The sequence below is a fragment of the Paenibacillus terrisolis genome (genome assembly GCF_056171975.1).
The window spans coordinates 38,307-58,156 of sequence record NZ_JBKFGG010000015.1 but is presented as its reverse complement, the minus strand read 5'-3'; the positions used below and the strand labels follow the sequence as shown (position 1 = coordinate 58,156).

Annotated in this window: 23 protein-coding genes; 21 read left to right on the top strand and 2 right to left on the bottom strand. The window is 40.2% G+C overall.

The window, feature by feature from the left end; translation table 11 throughout:
- Positions 1 to 60 precede the first annotated feature (60 nt).
- From lgt to ACI48K_RS13690, 4 genes are all read left to right on the top strand, one after another.
- On the top strand, positions 61 to 843 hold the full coding sequence (lgt, locus tag ACI48K_RS13705) for a prolipoprotein diacylglyceryl transferase (RefSeq protein ID WP_475028160.1): 783 nt from the start codon (positions 61 to 63) through the stop codon (positions 841 to 843).
- A 33-nt stretch (positions 844 to 876) separates the two neighbouring features.
- Positions 877 to 1,593, top strand: coding sequence for a response regulator transcription factor (locus ACI48K_RS13700; protein WP_475028159.1), 717 nt, complete (start codon positions 877 to 879; stop codon positions 1,591 to 1,593).
- Complete coding sequence (locus tag ACI48K_RS13695) at positions 1,580 to 2,983, top strand: sensor histidine kinase (RefSeq protein ID WP_475028158.1); 1,404 nt, start codon at positions 1,580 to 1,582, stop codon at positions 2,981 to 2,983. The genes ACI48K_RS13700 and ACI48K_RS13695 overlap by 14 nt, the downstream gene beginning before the upstream one ends.
- A 229-nt stretch (positions 2,984 to 3,212) precedes the next feature.
- The gene (locus ACI48K_RS13690; RefSeq protein WP_475028157.1) at positions 3,213 to 3,833 is read left to right on the top strand and encodes a class I SAM-dependent methyltransferase; all 621 of its coding nucleotides are present in this window, start codon (positions 3,213 to 3,215) and stop codon (positions 3,831 to 3,833) included.
- 283 nt (positions 3,834 to 4,116) lie between these two features.
- On the opposite strand, the gene ACI48K_RS13685 is transcribed toward ACI48K_RS13690, so the two are convergent.
- Complete coding sequence (locus ACI48K_RS13685; protein WP_475028156.1) at positions 4,117 to 4,524, bottom strand: NusG domain II-containing protein; 408 nt, start codon at positions 4,522 to 4,524, stop codon at positions 4,117 to 4,119.
- A gap of 176 nt (positions 4,525 to 4,700) precedes the next feature.
- On the opposite strand from ACI48K_RS13685, the gene ACI48K_RS13680 reads away from it, so the two are divergent.
- Positions 4,701 to 5,030: a four-helix bundle copper-binding protein gene (locus ACI48K_RS13680; RefSeq protein ID WP_475028155.1), complete on the top strand. Its 330-nt coding sequence runs from the start codon at positions 4,701 to 4,703 to the stop codon at positions 5,028 to 5,030.
- A 57-nt stretch (positions 5,031 to 5,087) separates the two neighbouring features.
- Here the strand turns inward: ACI48K_RS13680 and ACI48K_RS13675 are convergent, their stop codons facing one another.
- The gene (locus ACI48K_RS13675; RefSeq protein ID WP_475028154.1) at positions 5,088 to 5,606 is read right to left on the bottom strand and encodes a hypothetical protein; all 519 of its coding nucleotides are present in this window, start codon (positions 5,604 to 5,606) and stop codon (positions 5,088 to 5,090) included.
- Between the two features lie 131 nt (positions 5,607 to 5,737).
- Between ACI48K_RS13675 and ACI48K_RS13670 the strand changes: the two genes are divergently transcribed.
- The 16 genes from ACI48K_RS13670 (at position 5,738) to ACI48K_RS13595 (ending at position 19,839) form a co-directional block, all read left to right on the top strand.
- Complete coding sequence (locus ACI48K_RS13670; RefSeq protein WP_475028153.1) at positions 5,738 to 6,085, top strand: metal-sensitive transcriptional regulator; 348 nt, start codon at positions 5,738 to 5,740, stop codon at positions 6,083 to 6,085.
- Positions 6,086 to 6,354: 269 nt separating this feature from the next.
- A complete protein-coding gene (locus ACI48K_RS13665) occupies positions 6,355 to 8,763 on the top strand; it encodes a heavy metal translocating P-type ATPase (RefSeq protein WP_475028152.1) in 2,409 nt (802 codons plus the stop codon).
- 41 nt (positions 8,764 to 8,804) lie between these two features.
- Positions 8,805 to 9,002, top strand: a complete 198-nt coding sequence (locus ACI48K_RS13660; protein WP_475028151.1) for a heavy-metal-associated domain-containing protein — start codon at positions 8,805 to 8,807, stop codon at positions 9,000 to 9,002.
- Between the two features lie 218 nt (positions 9,003 to 9,220).
- Positions 9,221 to 9,616 (top strand): cupredoxin domain-containing protein, encoded by a 396-nt coding sequence (locus ACI48K_RS13655; protein ID WP_475028150.1) that lies wholly within the window; start codon positions 9,221 to 9,223, stop codon positions 9,614 to 9,616.
- A 62-nt stretch (positions 9,617 to 9,678) separates the two neighbouring features.
- A complete protein-coding gene (locus ACI48K_RS13650) occupies positions 9,679 to 10,356 on the top strand; it encodes a response regulator transcription factor (protein ID WP_475028149.1) in 678 nt (225 codons plus the stop codon).
- Between the two features lie 4 nt (positions 10,357 to 10,360).
- Positions 10,361 to 11,752 (top strand): sensor histidine kinase, encoded by a 1,392-nt coding sequence (locus ACI48K_RS13645; RefSeq protein ID WP_475028148.1) that lies wholly within the window; start codon positions 10,361 to 10,363, stop codon positions 11,750 to 11,752.
- 180 nt (positions 11,753 to 11,932) lie between these two features.
- On the top strand, positions 11,933 to 12,397 hold the full coding sequence (locus ACI48K_RS13640; protein ID WP_475028147.1) for a MarR family winged helix-turn-helix transcriptional regulator: 465 nt from the start codon (positions 11,933 to 11,935) through the stop codon (positions 12,395 to 12,397).
- Between the two features lie 101 nt (positions 12,398 to 12,498).
- Positions 12,499 to 12,693, top strand: a complete 195-nt coding sequence (locus ACI48K_RS13635) for a hypothetical protein (protein WP_475028146.1) — start codon at positions 12,499 to 12,501, stop codon at positions 12,691 to 12,693.
- A 724-nt stretch (positions 12,694 to 13,417) separates the two neighbouring features.
- Positions 13,418 to 13,864 carry a hypothetical protein gene (locus tag ACI48K_RS13630; protein WP_475028145.1) on the top strand — a complete coding sequence of 149 codons (447 nt, stop codon included), beginning with the start codon at positions 13,418 to 13,420 and terminating at the stop codon, positions 13,862 to 13,864.
- Positions 13,865 to 13,964: 100 nt separating this feature from the next.
- A complete protein-coding gene (locus tag ACI48K_RS13625; RefSeq protein ID WP_475028144.1) occupies positions 13,965 to 14,861 on the top strand; it encodes a DUF6744 family protein in 897 nt (298 codons plus the stop codon).
- 41 nt (positions 14,862 to 14,902) lie between these two features.
- Positions 14,903 to 15,262, top strand: coding sequence for a hypothetical protein (locus ACI48K_RS13620; protein WP_475028143.1), 360 nt, complete (start codon positions 14,903 to 14,905; stop codon positions 15,260 to 15,262).
- A gap of 71 nt (positions 15,263 to 15,333) precedes the next feature.
- The gene (locus tag ACI48K_RS13615) at positions 15,334 to 15,633 is read left to right on the top strand and encodes a hypothetical protein (RefSeq protein ID WP_475028142.1); all 300 of its coding nucleotides are present in this window, start codon (positions 15,334 to 15,336) and stop codon (positions 15,631 to 15,633) included.
- A 100-nt stretch (positions 15,634 to 15,733) separates the two neighbouring features.
- Entirely contained in the window at positions 15,734 to 16,819 is a 1,086-nt protein-coding gene (locus ACI48K_RS13610) for an AAA family ATPase (protein WP_475028347.1), read from the top strand.
- A gap of 15 nt (positions 16,820 to 16,834) precedes the next feature.
- Complete coding sequence (locus tag ACI48K_RS13605; RefSeq protein WP_475028141.1) at positions 16,835 to 18,190, top strand: vWA domain-containing protein; 1,356 nt, start codon at positions 16,835 to 16,837, stop codon at positions 18,188 to 18,190.
- Positions 18,191 to 18,248: 58 nt separating this feature from the next.
- Positions 18,249 to 19,217, top strand: coding sequence for a DUF262 domain-containing protein (locus tag ACI48K_RS13600; RefSeq protein ID WP_475028140.1), 969 nt, complete (start codon positions 18,249 to 18,251; stop codon positions 19,215 to 19,217).
- Entirely contained in the window at positions 19,162 to 19,839 is a 678-nt protein-coding gene (locus ACI48K_RS13595) for a hypothetical protein (RefSeq protein ID WP_475028362.1), read from the top strand. Before ACI48K_RS13600 ends, ACI48K_RS13595 begins: the two co-directional genes overlap by 56 nt.
- Positions 19,840 to 19,850: the final 11 nt, after the last annotated feature.

The following is a 19,850-nucleotide window of genomic DNA, read 5'->3' as shown; positions in this document are numbered from 1 at the left end:
TAAGGCAAAATAAACTTTATTTTGATTTGTGACTCCATAAAAAATAAGGGGATAGTTCACTTGAGAGTAATTTTATTTGAAATTGGAGGGTTTTCCCTTAGATCCTATGGCGTAGTGGTGGGTTTAGCCATTTTAATTGCAGTTGGTGTTGCATATTATTTAGCTCGGGGTACCCAATATCAAAAGCATATCTTTAATCTGTTGTTTTATGTGCTTGTTGGTGCCATTATTGGAGCAAGAATATGGCATGTATTTTTCTTTCAATGGGGATACTACTCGAATCATATATCCGAAATTTTTGCGATTTGGAATGGAGGAATTTCCATTCTGGGAGCATTGGTCGGTGGTATCTTGACCACGGCTGTATATACCTGGAAAAATAAAATTTCGTTTTGGGAGCTCGCAGACATCTTAGCCCCTGCCATCATATTAGGGCAGGCTGTAGGGAGGATTGCCTGTTTCCTAAACGGAGATGCATTCGGGGCTCCAACGGGAACAGGATTTGGAATTGTGTATCCTGAAGGTACAATTGCTTTTGAGCGATACGGCTCCACCCCTTTGTGGCCGGCCGAAGTTTGGGAGGGACAGCTTGATCTTATCGTATTTGGAGTTCTCATAGCCATGAAGAATATTAAGCTTCCCGTTGGTGGGCTGTTCTTAAGTTATAATATCATGTACGCTTTTGTTCGTTTTTCGCTGGAATTCTTGCGAGGAGATTCACCGCGATATGCCTTGGGGTGGACTGCCGGGCAATGGACAAGTATTGTCATGTTACTGATCTCGACAGCTTTATTGGTTTGGTTTTTCATACGAAACCAAGAGGCAGTAAGCATGCAAAAATAAGTCAACGTTAAGTCGGTAAAGGTAGGTGACGGCATGTCAAAACTTCAAGTGCTTATTGTAGATGATGAATGGAATATGCGAAATCTTTTACGGATTTATTTAACTCGAGAGGGATTCGAGGTTAAAGAGGCTACCAATGGAAACGAAGCTCTGGAAATGGCGGCCAACCATATTTTCGACATTATTCTGCTTGACCTTATGTTACCGGATATGGACGGGTGGCAAGTATGCAAAAAGATTCGTGAGAGTGATAATGTTGCCATTTTGATGCTTACGGCGCGTTCAGAAACAAAAGACAAAATTTTTGGACTTGGAATTGGCGCAGATGATTATTTGACAAAGCCATTTGAACCTGAGGAGTTACTTGCTCGGATCTATTCCTTAATTCGTCGTTCGACGATTACTCAGTCCATAAGACAAAAAGAACCCGCTTTAGAGTTTTCTCATCTAAGGATACTAGCAGAGGGAAGAGAGGTAATGATCCATGATCATTCTGTTGAATTCACGCCCAAAGAATTTGATTTATTCATCACTCTTGCTAAAAATGGCCAACGTGCGTTCAGCAGAGAAGAATTGGTCAATTTAATCTGGGGAGATGAGTATGAGGGAGAATCTCGCGTCGTAGACACCCATATCAAGAACATCCGGGAAAAGGTGCAGAAGGCTGGGCTCGGTTATAACCCGATTCAAACGGTCTGGGGAGTGGGCTATAAATTTAACGGAGCAGGTTTTTCTAATGATAAGGAATAAGATTGGTTTAAAGCTTGGTTCGATGATTCTTTTCGCTTTTGTCGTTGTAATTCTTTCACTGGGCCTTACCATTGATCGGATGTTCACGAACTTCTATAACTCGGATTTGAGAACGGAGGTCAATGAACTAACGACTCATTTCACAGCGATGAGCGAATCACCTGAGATATTATCCGAAGAGACACTACTCAAATTTGCTGATTTTTCAAATGTCAGCATTATATTAGTTTCGGAAAAAGGAAGCATCTTGGCCAACTCGGGATCCCTTGAGTTATCTGATCGTACATTTATTAAATCAAGGGATTTGCAGCTTCTTTTTTCCGGGAAATCTCTGGATACTGAATATACCGATCCCAAAGGAGATCGTTATTTCATTGCAGCTAGACCTATTATGGATGCAACAGGAGTAAATATTAAAGCAGCGGTTTATGTCCTTTCTTCAACACAACACATGGATGAATCCATTTCTGCCGTTCGTAGCGTGCTGATGTTGTCTGGAATAGGGGCATTTTTAATCGCTATAGGAATCACTTGGATCATTGCCCAAATCCTTTCTCGACCATTATTGCAAATGCAAGCAGCAACTCGAAAAATTGCCGCAGGGGAATTAGAAACCCGATTAACGATAAAACGGAATGATGAAATTGGTATTCTGTCGGATTCCATTAATCACCTGGGCATTGAGCTTCAAAGATACCGGGATACCAGACAGGAATTTTTTGCAAATATCTCTCACGAACTTCGAACTCCCATTACTTACTTGGAAGGATACGCCCAAGTCCTTAAGAATCATTTGTATGAAACAGAGGATGAGAAGAATAAGTATTTAGATATTATTCACGAGGAAGCCATTCGTTTACAACACCTAGTAAATGATTTATTCGATCTTGCCAAGATGGAAGAAGGCAAAATCAGCTTGTCCCTGGAGTGGATTGACTTAGTTGAAATTGCGGACAATGCGGTGCATAAGATCAAACTAAAAGCAGATACGAAAAACCTGTCTCTTCAGACAAAGATCAATAAGAATAATCCGCTGATTTTTGGAGATGGTTTGCGGATGGAACAAGTTCTTCTAATCTTATTAGAAAATGCCGTTCGTTATACGGAGAAGGGGAGCATTACCGTTGAATTATACCAAAACAACTCCTATGTTTATTTAGCGGTGGAAGATACCGGTATTGGAATTCCGGAAGAGGAGCTCCCATATATCTTTGAACGCTTTTACCGAGTGGAGAAATCCCGATCCAGGCAGCATGGCGGAACAGGGCTTGGTTTACCGATTGCCAAAAAGCTGGTGGAGTTGCAAAACGGCGAACTCCTTGTTTCCAGCAAATTAGGCCTAGGGACTCGATTTGAGATCCGATTTGTGCTTGATACCGGGAGGAACTAATATGAAGAGGGCGGATTGGCTTATTGTTATTTTTCTTATAGCTATGGGATTGTCATGTTTATTTATATCAGCCTTCTCATTCCGCGGCACATCTTTTCTTCAAACGGGGCTTTCGATCGGACGCGCTTGTTTATTGATGATTGTGTTAACTGGGATTATCGGTTTTATATATTGGCTTTTGCAAAGGAACAAACCCTAAAAACAAAATCCATAAGATGAGGTTATAGCCTTGAATGAATCAAAAACAGAAATAATAAAAAAGCGATACAACCGTGTAGCTCCTTTGTTTCATAAAATAGACAGCAAGATGATGAAAACTTGGAGGAGGAATTTGTTATCGGGATTAAGCGGTAACATTTTAGAGGTTGGGATTGGTACAGGAGCTAATCTTTCTTATTATCCTTCATCTCTTTCATTAACGGGCATCGATTTTAGTCCGAAGATGCTGAACTATGCAAAGGTACGTGCTTCCGAACTTAAAATGAAGGTTAATTTATTTGAAATGGATTTACAACACTTGGATTTTGCAGACAACACCTTCGATTATGTAATTGCCACTTGTGTTTTTTGTTCTGTTCCGGATCCTGTTCAAGGACTGAAGGAAATAGCTCGCGTATGTAAGCCGGAAGGTCAAATCCGTTTATTGGAGCACATGCGCAGTGATAATCCGTTTGTGGGGGCTGTCATGGATTTATTTAATCCATTAACAGTACGAATCTCTGGAGCTAATATTAATCGAAAGACATTAGAAAACATTGAGAATGCAGGCCTCAATATAGAACACAACGAGCGGTTGCTTTCCACCATAGTTAGGAGTTTAACCATGAGTAAAAAGTGGACTGTTAAGTAAACTCTGTATTCGGTATTACTAATAGTGACATAGCAGCCTTGAATATCATGCGATCAAAGACAAAAATAAAATTTTTGAGCCCAAAAATATGCTTAACATTTTTAACCGTATAACCATTCTTACTAAAAAACCAAAATAAAAGATGAGCTTCTTTTTAAGAAAGCTTATTTTTACTTTGGTTTTTGTTTCAAGCGTAATGAATCGAACTTTTGTTGTCGTATCCCAGTTCATGAAATTCATAAGGCGAGCAGCAAAATCATTTTTACTATTTCACAAGGTTTGCTTATTGAACATAGGCATCGACCTCATTTTCATCATTTGGTTTTTCTGATTTGCTAATTTCAACGAACATTCGTAGTGGCAAACAAATTATAGCTTCATTTGGTTTAGATATCTTCCCAAAAGTAAAGCAAATCTTCTGTGGGCAATCGGACTCAATTACTTCGATTCCTTTGTCATGGATCTTCAGGATATCGTAACCTAGTTTTGTTCTAACCTCGATAACTTGGGGTTCATCGGTTAGTTTCACTTTCTTGAAGACCTGATTATCCACTCTAATTGTTGCATAATAATCCTCATTCGATTCATTCACAGAATTATTTTTTAGCCATTTGGCTCCCATTAAAAAGAACGCCACTAAAACAATACATAAAATTAATATCAAGTCACCTTTTTTAAGCCTATCGTTCATTTGCTGTCATCCCCAGAATAATGTCTTTATTATTTTATCTAAAATGTATGTGTTTTCTCTGTGGAAATGATGTGGTACTCAGAACGATTATCCTGTGCAAATTGAATTTTATTGATTATATGGGAACATAATACTTTATGTTATTTCAACTAACCCAAAGAAAGGATTGAGCACAGATGTCTCATGAGCAGTTTCAACATTGCATCGATGAATGCCTTCGCTGTATGGTGGCATGCAACCATTGTTACACATCTTGTTTGGAAGAAGAGAATGTAGGGATGATGAAAAAATGTATACAATTGGATCGAGAATGTGCTGATATTTGCACTTTCGCTGCGACAGCGATGTCCATGAACAGTACTTATGCGAAACAGGTTTGTAAGATCTGCGCAGACGTTTGTGAAGAATGTGGAAACGAATGCAAAAGTCATGGTTCAGAACATTGCCAACAATGTGCTGAAGCATGCTTTAAATGTGCTGAAGCATGCCGTAAAATGGCAGCATAATTACAAAGCCCCAAAATTCGTTCATTCGGGTTTTGGGGGTTATTTTTAATTTCGAATTTACTTGATAAACAGATTTCCCGCTAGAAAAAAACAAATTGTTATAAACATCCAAAGTGGGTTGGATAGAAGGAATGATTTTTTATATAAATCTCTAGGAGCGATTTCACCGTGCAGCAGTATATAGACCATGAACAGGATTGCGATTGTAAACAAAGAAATAATATTCAACATGGTTTGAATTGAAGAATCGGGTATCATTACCAGAAGCATTGTTCCCATCATTCCGGCCATAACTCCAGACAATAATCCATCTATCACTGCCATAAGGCCTTTGGGCCATCCGATGAATGTGCCGGTAAGGCCACCTAATAACATGCTAAGCCAAGTCGTTGTAAAAAAGTCGCCTGAAATTATTATGGTTAGGAGGCTGCCCATCCCCAAACCAACTGACATTCCTGTTGCCATTGCCGCCATCATGCCAGCCATATTACTCAATTGTGTTCGGAAAGATAAAATAAAACAATAAACCCATGCAGTTAGAAGAAAGAACAAAGCAATGATTGGTAAAACGATCAATATTTATACCCCCCATACCTATATTATATATTAATGAATATGGCTTGTTTATTTTTTATATGCATTTTATTTTTGCAATTGCAAAACATAGGGGGTGGGAGTATATTGTTTATATAAGTGGAGGTGGTAACATGAACTTGACGACTGAAATCGTGAATCAAGCAACGGAAAGCGATAAAGTGGATTGCTGTTCAACTACAGATCGCAAGAGCCATCATTCAGAGGCTACAAAAAACGATCTATCTAACCGCTTGAATCGAATTGAAGGTCAGATTAGAGGAATAAAAGGAATGATTGAACGGGATACTTATTGTGATAATGTACTAAACCAAATAGCCTCGGTACAATCCGCTTTAAATGGCGTTTCAAAATTGCTTTTGGAGCACCATATGAAGAGTTGTGTTATTGATCGTATTCAAGAAGGGGATACAGAAGTATTAAAGGAACTTATGGTAACAGTCAACAAGTTGATGAGATAACGTAATAATTTGAAAGGAGCCCTAAAATGGGCTCTTTTTTTGTTGATTTTAATTCCCCCTTTTTCTAAACCATTTGAACAAATGGTTGCATTAAAGCAATTTTCTTTTATGACTGAAAACTTAAGACACTTCTCTGTAGAGTTTCTTTTTTACAAGTGGACAAACTAAGAAAAGCTCTTCACAAACAAAAATAAGTGTTGACATAGGGTACCCCTGTAGGGTATATTTTGATTAAAGAAATTAATGAAATTAAACGAGGTGGATAGACCATGGCAAGCAAACAAGTATCTTTGCAAATCTCAGGTATGACATGCGCTGCTTGTGCTACAAGGATAGAAAAAGGATTAACAAAAGTGAACGGCGTTGAGTCAGCTAATGTCAACTTGGCTTTAGAAAAAGCAACAGTTCATTTTGATTCGGATAAAACCAACATCGAAGCCTTTGAGAAGAAAATTTCTGATCTTGGATACGGAACGGTAAAGTCTTCGGCGGATTTTCAAATTGGAGGAATGACATGCGCCGCATGTGCTACACGAATTGAGAAAGGGCTCTCCAAACTTCCAGGAGTAACAATGGCTAATGTGAATTTGGCTATGGAATCGGCTCACGTGGAATACACTCCTTCAGAGGTTACTGTAGAGGATATGATTCAAAGGGTTAAGAAGTTGGGCTATCAAGCCACACCGAAAAGCGAGTCGAAGCAAGAGGACCACAGAGCTAAGACTATCCGAAAACAGAAAATGAAGTTGATTATATCCGCAGCACTTTCCTTACCATTACTTTGGGCAATGATAGCACACTTCAAATGGACCTCATCCATGTGGATTCCTGAATTTCTATTGAATCCTTGGATTCAATTGGTGCTAGCCGCTCCAGTGCAATTTTGGATTGGTAAAGAATTTTATACGGGAGCTTACAAAGCTCTTAGAAACAAAAGTGCAAATATGGACGTCCTGATTGCTCTTGGTACATCCGCAGCCTATTTCTATAGTGTATATAAGACATTTGAGTGGGAATTTATGGGGGGTCATCACGGGGCTGCTGAGCTTTATTTTGAAACGAGTTCAGTCCTCATCACTTTGGTAATCTTAGGTAAATTGTTTGAAATGCTTGCAAAAGGACGTACTTCTGAAGCGATAAAAACATTAATGGGGTTACAGGCTAAAACGGCTATGGTTATTCGTGACGGCCAGGAAGTGTCGGTGCCGGTAGAACAAGTCATTGTCGGTGACTTGATCTTGGTCAAGCCAGGTGAAAAGATACCGGTTGATGGCGTAGTTGTGGATGGCACTTCATCGATTGATGAGTCCATGATTACGGGTGAAAGTATCCCGGTCGAAAAAAATCCTGGTGAAGATGTTATTGGAGCCACAATCAATAAAAATGGTTCTCTCAAAATTAAAGCTACGAAAGTTGGAAAGGAAACTGCCTTGGCTCAAATTATAAAAGTAGTCGAAGAAGCCCAAGGTACGAAGGCTCCTATTCAAAGAGTGGCAGATCGTATATCGGGCGTGTTTGTCCCGATCGTTATTGCCATTGCTGTAGTAACGTTTCTAATATGGTATTTCTTTGTAGCACCAGGTGATTTTGCCGAGGCGTTGGAAAAATTAATTGCCGTTCTTGTAATAGCATGCCCTTGTGCACTCGGATTAGCAACGCCAACTTCGATCATGGCTGGTTCCGGACGGGCTGCTGAGGCAGGAATACTATTTAAGGGAGGTGAGCATTTAGAGTCGACACATAAGATTAATGCAATAATTCTGGATAAAACGGGGACTCTTACCAAAGGGAAACCTGAGCTTACGGATGTGATCACAAACGCATTAAACGAAAATGAGCTTTTGCGTTTGGTTGCGGCTGCTGAGAAAAAGTCGGAGCATCCGCTTGCAGAAGCAATCGTGAATGGAGCCATATCTAGAGGGATCAACATCCCGGAAACTGAACAATTTGAAGCCATACCCGGCCATGGAATTCGTGCTGTTGTAGATGGGCAAGAATTACTGGTTGGGACTCGAAAACTTCTTTCTTCTCGTAGCATCGTTTATACTGAGGCAGTTTCCAAAATGGAGGATCTTGAGACGGGTGGCAAAACGGCAATGTTGGTTGCTATGAACGGTACCTATGCCGGACTCGTAGCGGTTGCCGATACAATTAAAGAAACATCAAAAGCAGCTGTCTCTCGATTGAAACAACTTGGTATAGAAGTTGTTATGATTACAGGGGACAACCTAAGAACGGCTAACGCTATTGCCAAAGAAGTAGGCATTGAACATGTTTTGGCGGAGGTTTTACCTGAAGGTAAAGCTGAAGAAGTTAAGAAGCTTCAAGCTCAAGGCAAAAAAGTAGCGATGGTTGGTGACGGTATTAATGATGCTCCCGCTCTTGCAACTGCGGACATTGGTATGGCAATTGGGACAGGTACCGACGTGGCCATGGAAGCAGCAGATGTCACCTTAATGCGGGGAGATCTAAACAGCATTCCAGATGCAATCTTTATGAGCCGTAAAACCATGAGCAACATTAGACAAAACTTCTTTTGGGCGTTGGCTTATAACTCTTTGGGAATTCCGATTGCGGCTCTAGGTTTCCTGGCCCCATGGCTTGCAGGGGCGGCGATGGCGTTTAGTTCTGTATCCGTCGTGCTTAATTCACTTCGTCTTCAAAGGGTAAAACTGTGATACGGAGTTAAAAACTAAAATTCATTCGGAGGTAATTTAAGATGAAAGCAAATCTAATCGTTGAAGGTATGCATTGTGGAGGTTGCGCTAAAAAGGTTGAGGCATCAGTACAGAGTGTGGGGGCATTTGGAGAAGTTGATTTGGTATCTAAATCCGTTTCTGTTGATTTTGATGAAAGTAAAGTGACTCTAAATGAAATTAAAGAAGCAATTAATAAGACCGGATACAAGGTAAATTAAATCTTTAGTGGGATATATCCGATAATTAATTCTCCACAAGCACTCAATTGAGTGCTTGTTTTTTATTTCAGTAAATTAGATTGATTTGGAAGTGAGACATTTCTTATGAAGTTCTTAAATTTATCTCATAATAATCTAATTTTCATTGATTATAATTCGGAAATAAGAATATGTAGTGAACTATTTGAAAGATGAAATCCTTGAAAGCGGGGAGCTCCATGAGAATTTATCAATGGGGAGGTATCTTATTAATGATATTATTTCTTGTAGTGACTATCGGGCTTTTTATTAAGAAAAATAAAACAAGTCAAATTACATTCGACTCATCAGGTTATCAAAAAGTCAAGATTCGCGTCAATGGAAGATACAGACCAAGTACGATAACTGTACAACGTGGTAAACCTGTACGCATAGAATTTGTCAGGGAGGAAAGAACGGCTTATTCAGATCTTGTAATATTCCCCCATTATCATAAAAGTATACTGTTGCCATACGGACAAAAGACAATTGTCGAACTGTTTCCTAAAGATAAAGGGCGCTACTTGTTCACTAGTCAAATGGGAAAGTATCAAGGGACTATGGTTGTTCGAGATACAATGGGAAAGTATAAATAAAGCCCTTAGGACTACAATAAATAAAGTCAAAGGTTAATGGGTAGTTGAGAGGTGGGAATTAATTGAGTGCCAAAATTTTAATAATAGATGATGACAAGACAATATCTACAATGATTCGAAGGGGATTAACATACGAAGGGTTTGAGGTAACCGTTGCGAACGGTGGAAGAGAAGGACTAAATTATGTGCTAGAGAATGAGCCTGATCTAATCGTTCTTGATGTCATGATGCCTGACCTTGATGGCTTGGAAGTTTGTAAAAGGTTAAGAAAAGAAGTGAACATACCAATACTTATGGTTACTGGTATGGATTCCATTGCAGATCGTGTCAATGGCCTTGAAACAGGTGCTGATGATTACTTGGTAAAACCATTTGCATTCGAAGAGTTAGTTGCAAGGGTTAAAGCATTATTACGACGTCTTGATCATCAAAAGAAAGAAGATGAAAAACTTACCTTTTCGGACCTTACACTTAATTTTTCAACGCGCGAGGTATTTCGGGGAAAACGAATGATTGAATTCTCGACAACCGAGTTTAATCTACTTTGCTTTTTTATGAAACATCCTAAGCAAGTTTTGACTAGGGATCTTCTTATGGAAAGAGTATGGGGATTCGATTTTCGAGGGGAGTCAAATGTATTGGAGGTTTATGTAGGTTATTTAAGAAATAAACTGGAATTGCAAGGGGAACCTCGCCTAATTCATACAGTTAGAGGCGCCGGTTACGTTTTGAGGGATTAGTACGATGCCAATACGTATGCGATTAACTCTTTGGAGTACTTTAATTTTTGGATTGTTGTTGGTTGGGATTACATCATCGATTTTTTTTATGCATCAAGTCTCATATTATCGAGACCAAGACCGATTACTTAAGAGTGTATCCTTGCATATAAGGGAGGAACTTGAGAAAAGTTTATTAAAAGGAATTCCATTAACCAAATCGAATCTTTCTTTCGAGGAGTTTTCTTTAAATGGAGTTTATGTGATCGTCAGGGATTTGATGGGGGAGAGTATTGCAAAGAGCACCAATTCTTATCAAGCTCCAGATACTCAAATCACCGAGTTTAATAAGATGCAAAGCAATTTGCAAACTTACACGGATCCTAAAAAAAATATTCGTTTTCGTGTGATGGTGACACCGATTCGATTTGGACAAAAAACAATTGGTTATATACAATCGGAGGTTTCTTTACAGCAAATTGATGCCTCCTTGGTACGTTTAGGCTGGATGATCTTTGGTATAACTTTTACAGGACTGTTTCTAGCAGCCATCGCCAGTTGGTTTATGTCACGTAAGTCATTGAAAGGAGTAGAAATCATCAACCAAACGGCACAAGCTATAACAATATCACAAAGCTTTAATCAAAGGGTTGTATATTCAGGAGCCAAAGATGAACTTGGTCAACTTGCGGAGACTTTTAATGAAATGTTAGATAGTTTAGAGAGAGCGTTTGTCAGCCAACGTAGATTTATTTCTTATGCATCTCATGAGCTTAGGGCTCCCTTGACAACAATACGTGGAAATTTGGATATCTTACAGAAGAACGGTAATATTCCTTCCGAAGAAAAAGCTGAGATCTTGAACGACGCATCCAAAGAAGCCAAACGGATGTCGAAACTAGTAGGAGACTTGTTATCTCTTGCAAGGGCAGATGCTGGAAATGAGATTCAAAAAGGAGTCGTTGATTTATCCAATATCTTGAAGGATATAGAACCTAGAATTCCAACCTTCAGTCTTGAAACGGAAATTGTTATTAAATATCATCCTACAGTTATGACCTGGGGGAATGAAGATTTACTTAAACAACTGGTACTCATATTACTTGAAAATGCAATAAGATATACACCAGAAAGCGGCTTGATTATATTATCGACATTTTATAACTCGGAATATTGTGGCATACAAGTTTCCGATACGGGTATTGGAATCGAACCAAATGATATGCCAAATATTTTTGAACGTTTTTATCGTAGTAAATCTGCAAGAATGCACGCATCCGAAGGTACTGGCCTGGGATTAGCACTTGCAAAGAGTATTGTTGACCTCCACGATGGATCTATTGTGGTGACAAGCACTCCAGGCCAAGGAAGCATTTTCAAAGTGTGTTTACCTAAAATTAAAAATGGAAACCAATAATGCTCCATCGATATCTCGAAGGGAGCATTATTATTTGTTTCAAAATTATATTCTTATCAAATTCTAAGGATAGTCTCAGTGTAATCTAAGTTATTTTTAGTAATCTATTGCTAGAAAGTAAAATTTAGAAAATGAAAAAACCTTCTATGTAAGATTTAAAAACACCAAAGGAGTGAGGAAATGAGCAAAAGCTTAGATTCTATTGCATTGGAGAAAGGACTCTCTAGTACGGTGACTAGTCTTATATTTACACGGCTACTGCACCAAATTAGGTTACGTGAACGACAATCGAGAAATCTAGGCTCGGTTGGCTCATTTACTCCCAGCGAAATCCATGTAATTCAAACAATTGGTATTCATAAAGGAACTATCATGGGCCAGTTGGCAGCCACTCTTGACGTAACCAATGGGGCCATTACACAAATCGTTGAGCGAATGGAAAACAAAGGATTGGTACAGCGCTCGCTTGTTAGAGGTTCAAGAAAAGTAAATGTCGTATTAACCGATAAAGGGAAATCAGCTTATTTTGCCTACGAAGAGTTTTATGTTTTACGGTTTGATAAATGGATTCGAGATGAACTTAATGAAAGAGAACTTAGGTCATTTGAGAAAGGAATAAAGAAGTTAATAGAATTTTTAAAGTAATATCATCTATTAGATTGACTCATCTTCGACAAGTTTTTTTATGCAAACAATTTTTAATAAAGAGAATAATAATAGAAGCTTTATAAACAGGAGGTTATAATATGCCATCATTGCTACGCATGTTTATGATTATTCCCATGAATGTAGGATCATTTATATTTGGGAAAAAAACTAATGAAAGTTTGGTTATATATTCTAGACAAACTGAGTCTGATTGGGGTCTTCATTCCGAATACTTTGAATTGATGGTTGAGAGTGAAAGGCTGAAAAAGGAACTTAAAGATTTATCGTCGTAATTTACGTTTCATTTATATTAATGTTTTCTGATACAAAATAGACAAAATTCTTTTGGCGGTGAAAGCAGCCGTAGAAAATCGTGTATTTCCACTGTGTAGGTGACCGTAATCGGACTGGAACCATTGTTATCGCTCTTTTAATCGAGATGGGATTGGCTTCAACAGTCGAAGAGGCTAAAGCATTGGCGAAAGAGAAACGTTCGGATAATAATATTATGTTGAAGGAGTTTTATTCCCTGAATAGGGATTAATAGGCGTCACGAAAAAATGAATTATCTACATTGATGAAATGGTCTCTTTTTTTTATTTGAGAGGAAACTTAAGGCTGATTCAAAAAAAGACTGAACGACATTTGCACAAAAAAATTGCGAACGTATGATTGTATTTTTGTAAGCCTAATGCTATAATATTCCTGTAAATAATCTTGATCTCTATACTCCCATTTTGCCGGAGATAAGAGCACCTTATTGGTGAAGTAATGCAAGACCTCTCCTACGAGCTTGGTTACAAGTGAGGAAAAAGTAGGATAAAGTAAGTTTGCCCGAAGTCTCCAATGCCGAGAATAAGGGAAGAAGAGTACCGAAAGGCTCCGATAAAAATCTCATCGCACGAGCATGTGCCTGTTAATGTTGATAATGTGATTTAAAAGCCGATTTTTGCATGGATCATTCTATGTAGAGGTCGGCTTTTTTGCATTTTAAAATAATGAGAGGATGATTTGAAAATGTTCAACTTATTTAACGGAAAGATTACGAAAGGTACAATCCATGAAGCAATGGGAGGATTTTTGCAGGAAGAAAAAAAGCGACATAAAAATGCGGAGGATTTCCTTCAAATGATGGTTGAGATCGTTTTTTATGTTGCTGAAGAAGTATGGGGAACCTCCGATCAAGAGGTTAAAATAAGTGATACGGTCAGATTCGACATGACCAAGAAAAACTTCCTTTTCAAAAATGAAAGCGACGAGTTTGAGACCAATGTTCACTTGCTGAAAGGTCAACCTTTTTGGCAGAGTGTTCAACAGGTTATGGATTTTGCGCATGATTTGCTGGATGACATCAAGGAAAGAGAAGAAGGAAGAAATCAGCTTATTTCCGACATGACTTCTTTGACGCAAAAAATGAAAGAAAGTCAGATTGTGGGTATAAAAGCTAAACTGCTCCGAGTGTAATTGACTAAATTATGAATTTGAAGATTTTATTTAAAGGCTAATTCCTCGCATGTTTAAGGAATTGGCTTTTTTATATTTTAAAAAATGAGGAGGCTTTCTAATGAATTCGATTCTCAAGAATGCTGTTGTCGTTCCGTTGACTCAGGGAAATGCCATTGGTTTTTTGACCTGGAGTTCGTTGGCAGGGATGCTAATTACACCTAATGAGCTTAAACAAAAGCTTGTTGATTCCGGGTTGGGTGCTGGATGGATGCCGAAAGATATTCGGCTTCCGGACGCATTCAGACGAGCAACAAGTGAAAAGTTCAAACGGGAAATGTCGCCGGGCGTGTATGAAAATTACATGTTTCGTGAAGTGGCATCTACCAGCGCTTTTGTGCAGCGGAATCTTGTTTGTGAAACCAAGGATACAAAAGGACGCAGATTAAATTATGTTTCTGATGCGGGTGCATTGGTATTGGACCGAAAAACGGAAAAGGTAGAGGTCAGTTATATATCGGCGATGGCGCAGCAACTGACTAATAACGCTGCGTTACAGTTTGATATTTATCGGAATAACTATGGTTCCACTACACTTCGAACCCTGATCACTAACGTCCTGAAGAGTATGTCTCCAACGCCAGTGAGGCCGTCTGGAGGCGTATATTTTGTGCCGGCGCAGTTTGAGGGTAACCTGGATGGATTAGTCCGGTTTGTCACGTCTTTGGAAAAGGGCGAGGCTGAGAAGGTTCCTGTCATGAACACCACGGATATGAAACACATGGTTACTAGGAAACTTTTGGACCATCTGCGCGGAACACTTCAAGCCTGTGAAAATGGTGTAGCTAATCAACTCAAAAAAAATGAGCTTAAAGCTATTCTGGAAGATGCAAAAAGTGTTGTCTCCAATTACAAGGATTATGAAGCCATCGTCACCGGTGATTTGTATGAGATGGAGGCTTACGTTGGACTTATTCGTGAAAAAGTTGCGGTGGCTCTGGCAAACATGGCTGATTAAAACAGGATTTGTTATCGGAAGATAACGGAAAGGATAATATTATGGAAGGACAAGCCTTTTTGCAGCACTGGTCTTTGATTAGACAGGTGTTGCAGGACCACATCAATTCCAATAAGGTACGGTATAGCCTTCATGCTGGGGAACGGATGGAAGAGCGAGAAATCACCAAAAAAGCTGTGGAAGCTGTTCTTTATCATCATGATCCTAAAGAAATGCACGAAGTTAAGAAATATCCGTTTGGCGAACATCCTTTTACCAATATCGATCCTGTTCTGACGGTGGTTGGGGAATTTGATCATCGTACGATTGCGGTTGGATTAGCGATGAAAAGAAAAAAGCATGGCATTGTATTTACGGTGGTGACGGTCATGCATTCTGAACATGGACGGCATGTGCAATAACCTGATGAAATGCTTTATCCCCCGGTTTGGTGTATAATAACTACATCTTAAAACGGGCGGTGAAAATGAAGATGAAAGGAAAAAAAGACATGTTGATTAACAATGTCAAAACCCAAAACTTTCCTTACGAAGTGATTGATGGGGAAGAACATTACCCTTTGCATTCTGCCGCAGTGGTTGAAAGCATTACCGAACAGATCCCGGATGCTGTTAAACCTTCCGTTATTATTGATTACGACCGGATTCCCGAATCGTATTTTAACAAGGTGAAGATAGAGCTGGGCATCCGTTCAGTAGATCCGAAGGAAGCCGCAGATCATGAGCGTAAACTGTTGGAAACCTTGGATCAAGAGGGCGCATTTCCAAACTAAAGTGTAACACAAAATAAAAATGAAGAGCTGATGGCTTCCAAAAGAGGAAGCTTCAGCTCTTTTTTATTTCACTAAAAGTGGAGGGATTATTTTGAAAATCATGGATATTAAACAAGCGTTATCGAATCAATATTCAGAGCGTGATGAAGTCATTGAGGGGCTGATGGTGGCAATGGTCGCCCGGCAGCATGCTCTTTTGATTGGCCCACCAGGAACGGGAAAAAGCGCTCTTGTTAGTGATCTAACCAAGCGGATTACAGGAGCCAATTATTTTCAATGGTTGCTGACACGCTTCAGCACGCCGGAGGAACTGTTCGGCCCTGTATCTCTCAAAGAGCTGGAACAAGGCGTTTATAAAAGGAATACGGCTGGTAAGCTGCCAGAAGCTCATACTTCATTCCTAGATGAGATTTTCAAGGCTAACAGTGCGATATTGAATGCTTTGCTGACGCTCATCAATGAACGGATTTTCTACAACGATGGAATACCGGCACAGGCACCTTTAATGTGCTTAATCGGCTCTTCTAATGAATATCCCGAGGAAGGAGAGGGCTTAGAAGCATTGTTTGACCGGTTCCTGCTTCGTTATGAAGTGGATTATATCGGTGAAGACCAATCCTTTGTTTCTATGCTCAAAGGTTCATCCCCATCTCCGGCCGATATGAGCGTTGAGGAGTTGTTTGAACTTCAATTTTTTAGCGACACGGTAACAATTCCAGATGAAGTTTACAATGCGCTGAGTAAGATTCGACGGGAACTGATGGATGAGGGGATTCGACCTTCTGATCGGCGGTTTAAGCAAGTTCTTTCTGTGATTCGTGCTAAAGCTGTATTAGCAGGCAGGGATCAGGCCGTACTGGAAGACCTCTTGATCCTTAAACATAGCCTGTGGGAGAAGCCGGAACAGCGTGATAAGGTAGCGAAGATTGTACGAAATCATGCCCAAGATGCAGTGAAGACGCGCGTGGAAGAAATTGAAGCCGAAGCAGCAGATATATTAAAAAACCTCGATGAATCCAACAACTCCACGGATATGGCCGTAGAAAGTACAAAAAAGCTCAAGACCTTGGTCAACGAGCTTAAAAAGCTTCAAAAGGATAATCCGAACCGTTCAGAGATTGAGCAAACCATTGCTCTTGTCCGGAAGTCACTAAATGATATTGCATCTCAAGTTTTGGGAGTGTAGCGGATGAGGGGGCCGATGAAATCCGTTTTAAACACAGATTCATATGATCGCAGACGCTTCGGACAGCTCTTGGATATGTCCGAAAAGCTCCGGGAGGTTGAGAAAGAGGGGAATGAGATATTCCCCTCCTTTCAGCCATTAATGGGTGATTTGTGGGCTGGATTATTCAAAATGAAGCCTGAATTACTGGAGCAAGTTCCTGATGACATGGAGATGAACCGTCAACTCATGGAAAAGGTCATAACGGATGAAGGCTATCAGGGGTTTCGTGAGTTTACCCGTCTGGATGATCTGGCTGCTGCTCTTGGTACAACAAAATACAGCGAAACAGTTCTTGGCTGGGTGAAGGAACAAGCGCAGAGAGATCAGGAATTAGCGGAAGCATTACGAAACCTGATGAATGGAGAACAGGGTGCTTCACAGCAGGCGTCAGAGGCTTTGTCCTCAGCCTTGAATCAGCAAGGGAATTCTTTATCAAAAATGCTTTCTCAAGCTGCTCAGGAAGCTATAGATGCCAAGGAAAACGTGAAGTCTCTTTTAGGTGGAGTGAAAGCGGGAAGTGGGGATAGTGAGCTGAAAAAAATCCCCCTCAAGGATCAACTGCTTTTGGCCGAAAAATTGAGTCACGATAAAAAATTGAAAGAGATTGCAACATGGGCCGGTCGTATGAAAGTAATCGCCAATCGTAAGCAGCGTTCCAAGCATAAGGATGCGATCAACCGTAATGGTGTCCGGCAGGGCAATGCTGTAGAGCAGCTATTACCGATGGAGCTTGGCAGTTATGCCAGCCCTCTAACCAAAATGGATTTCCTGCGCCGATATGTTGAGGGCCAAACGCTTCAGTATGATACAAAGGGGCCAGAACAGCTTGGTAAAGGTCCGATTGTTCTATGCTTGGATCAATCGGGAAGCATGACAAACCAAGATGCAATCTCAAAAGGCTTTGCTCTTGCGCTGATGAGTATTTCCCGAAAGCAAAGAAGAGATTTTGCATGGATTCCGTTTGCTTCTTATTCTGCTGATCCCATGATCTATGAGAGAGGGAAGATTGCTGTACAGGATATGATTCAGCTTGCAACATTTTTCTTGGATGGTGGAACGAGATTTGAACCGCCACTAAAGGCCGCAAGCGAAGTCATTAAGCTGAGCCGGTTTAATCAAGCAGATATTGTGTTTGTAACAGATGGCGAATCTCATGTGAGTGATCAGTTTTTAAGATCATGGAATGAGTTAAAAGAAAAGAAGGGGTTCTCGGTCTTGTCTTTACTACTTGGTAGTGAGTCGATCCAAGGAGTACAAAGCTTCTCAGATCGAATTGTCAGGGCCTCATCATTTGAAGATGAGTCGGTGTATCAGGCTTTTGAAATTTAAAAAAGGAGCGGGGCAGATATTTACTGTTCTGCTCCTTAATTTTGGGGAGGACCAATTCATGAAAAGATCAAGTATTCAACGCACCACAAAAAGCCTTTTGAATATGAGGGACCGTATTCGCTTTGATTTGCCGTTCCAGCGTAACAGTGTGTGGAAGAACGATCGCCGCTCGTATCTCGTAGATTCGACGATTCGGGATCGCTACATTCCAAACATTCTTATTTGGGATAACGGTGACGGGTACATCTGGGTTATAGATGGAAGGCAGCGTTGGGAGTCGATTTTCTTCTTTTCCGATGGTGATTATCGTCTGAGCAAGGGAACAGCGGATTTTAAAGGTGAATGCATTGCTGGTAAGAAATATGGGGAACTATCTGATGATACTCAGTTTGAATTCCTAACATACAACTTTACCGTAACAGAGTTCCGCGAGTGCAGCTTTGAAGAAGTGGAAGAAATGTTCTATCGGGTAAATCAATCGGTTCCCCTGACTTCTACTGAAAAGATCAGGGTCAAGGTAAGTCCTGCGGTTCGTGAAACGGTACAGGAGCTGGGTAAGAGTTTGTTCTTCGAGAAAATTGCCTTCACGAAAGCAGATCACAATAGATATGTGGATGAGCAATTAATTTGGCAGTTTATCGCTTCAGCTTCCAACCAGGACATTGACTTTGGAGGAGCAAGTTTGAATAAGTTCATATCCGGCTTGGATGAGGTTCCAGCCCATGTCACGGAACTGATAGAGCAAAAGATTGACTATATGGATGCCGCATTCAGGAATTGGGATCAGAGCAAACGGAAGGTACTGAAAAAGGTTCACGTTGGGAGCCTGTTTCAGGTGGTGGACTTTGCCCTTGAGCAGAACTGGACAGAGGATAGTTTTGGTGAGTGGGCTGGATCGTTTTTAATTGATCGCTACTCAACAGACAGTCCATATGGCCAGTTGTGCCAGAAAGGAGCAACGAGTAAGCAATTTGTTGCAAATCGCATTAACCACATGGCCAAAGATATGGAGCAATTTCGATCTTAAATCTGAATATCCTATAATTTTAGGGCGAAGATGGCGATTCAAACCGTCTTCGCCCTTTTTTGTAAAAATTGAAAAGAAACATTTCCAAAGAGGAGTGGTCGATTTGAAAAAACTGTTTCCGCTTGGACGCCGGAGTTTACTCTTTGGCGTTCATAATTTTTTGTGGCATCCATGGACGGTATACAGAGCTTGGACGAGCTTATATGGTCGTCCAAGTTGGCGTGAGATCATTTGCATTTTCGTTCATGATTGGGGCTATTGGAGTGCTCCTAATATGGATGGGGTTAAGGGACAGCGACATCCAGAACTTGGAGCTAGAATTGCAACTCAATTACTTGGCAGGGAATATGGTGAGCTGGTTCTATATCATAGCCGACACTATGCGAGACTTCAAGGCCAACCACCAAGCAAGTTGTGCTGGGCGGACAAGTTATCAATTTTGTATGACCCAAAGTGGCTTTATCTTTTCCGTGCGAGGCTGACTGGAGAAATTAAAGAGTACCGGTTAAATGCGAAGAACACAGTTGGCTTAGAACGCTCAGACAGCGAGTGGTTTGATTGGCTAAGGGGAGAATTCTTGAAGCTGGCAGATATAAAAGCAGGGGATGCTGTAACATATTAGATAAAGTAATG

Excerpts from the sequence above, each read along its gene's own strand:
- ACI48K_RS13605 (WP_475028141.1), top strand. The coding sequence starts at position 16,835 with ATGAAATCCGTTTTAAACACAGATTCATATGATCGCAGACGCTTCGGA.
- ACI48K_RS13600 (WP_475028140.1), top strand. The coding sequence starts at position 18,249 with ATGAAAAGATCAAGTATTCAACGCACCACAAAAAGCCTTTTGAATATG.
- ACI48K_RS13665 (WP_475028152.1), top strand. The coding sequence starts at position 6,355 with ATGGCAAGCAAACAAGTATCTTTGCAAATCTCAGGTATGACATGCGCT.
- ACI48K_RS13620 (WP_475028143.1), top strand. The coding sequence starts at position 14,903 with ATGGAAGGACAAGCCTTTTTGCAGCACTGGTCTTTGATTAGACAGGTG.
- ACI48K_RS13645 (WP_475028148.1), top strand. The coding sequence starts at position 10,361 with ATGCCAATACGTATGCGATTAACTCTTTGGAGTACTTTAATTTTTGGA.
- ACI48K_RS13695 (WP_475028158.1), top strand. The coding sequence starts at position 1,580 with ATGATAAGGAATAAGATTGGTTTAAAGCTTGGTTCGATGATTCTTTTC.
- ACI48K_RS13635 (WP_475028146.1), top strand. The coding sequence starts at position 12,499 with ATGCCATCATTGCTACGCATGTTTATGATTATTCCCATGAATGTAGGA.
- ACI48K_RS13630 (WP_475028145.1), top strand. The coding sequence starts at position 13,418 with ATGTTCAACTTATTTAACGGAAAGATTACGAAAGGTACAATCCATGAA.
- ACI48K_RS13670 (WP_475028153.1), top strand. The coding sequence starts at position 5,738 with ATGAACTTGACGACTGAAATCGTGAATCAAGCAACGGAAAGCGATAAA.
- ACI48K_RS13685 (WP_475028156.1), bottom strand. The coding sequence starts at position 4,524 with ATGAACGATAGGCTTAAAAAAGGTGACTTGATATTAATTTTATGTATT.
- ACI48K_RS13610 (WP_475028347.1), top strand. The coding sequence starts at position 15,734 with ATGGATATTAAACAAGCGTTATCGAATCAATATTCAGAGCGTGATGAA.
- ACI48K_RS13680 (WP_475028155.1), top strand. The coding sequence starts at position 4,701 with ATGTCTCATGAGCAGTTTCAACATTGCATCGATGAATGCCTTCGCTGT.
- ACI48K_RS13655 (WP_475028150.1), top strand. The coding sequence starts at position 9,221 with ATGAGAATTTATCAATGGGGAGGTATCTTATTAATGATATTATTTCTT.
- ACI48K_RS13660 (WP_475028151.1), top strand. The coding sequence starts at position 8,805 with ATGAAAGCAAATCTAATCGTTGAAGGTATGCATTGTGGAGGTTGCGCT.
- ACI48K_RS13700 (WP_475028159.1), top strand. The coding sequence starts at position 877 with ATGTCAAAACTTCAAGTGCTTATTGTAGATGATGAATGGAATATGCGA.
- ACI48K_RS13625 (WP_475028144.1), top strand. The coding sequence starts at position 13,965 with ATGAATTCGATTCTCAAGAATGCTGTTGTCGTTCCGTTGACTCAGGGA.
- ACI48K_RS13640 (WP_475028147.1), top strand. The coding sequence starts at position 11,933 with ATGAGCAAAAGCTTAGATTCTATTGCATTGGAGAAAGGACTCTCTAGT.
- ACI48K_RS13615 (WP_475028142.1), top strand. The coding sequence starts at position 15,334 with ATGAAAGGAAAAAAAGACATGTTGATTAACAATGTCAAAACCCAAAAC.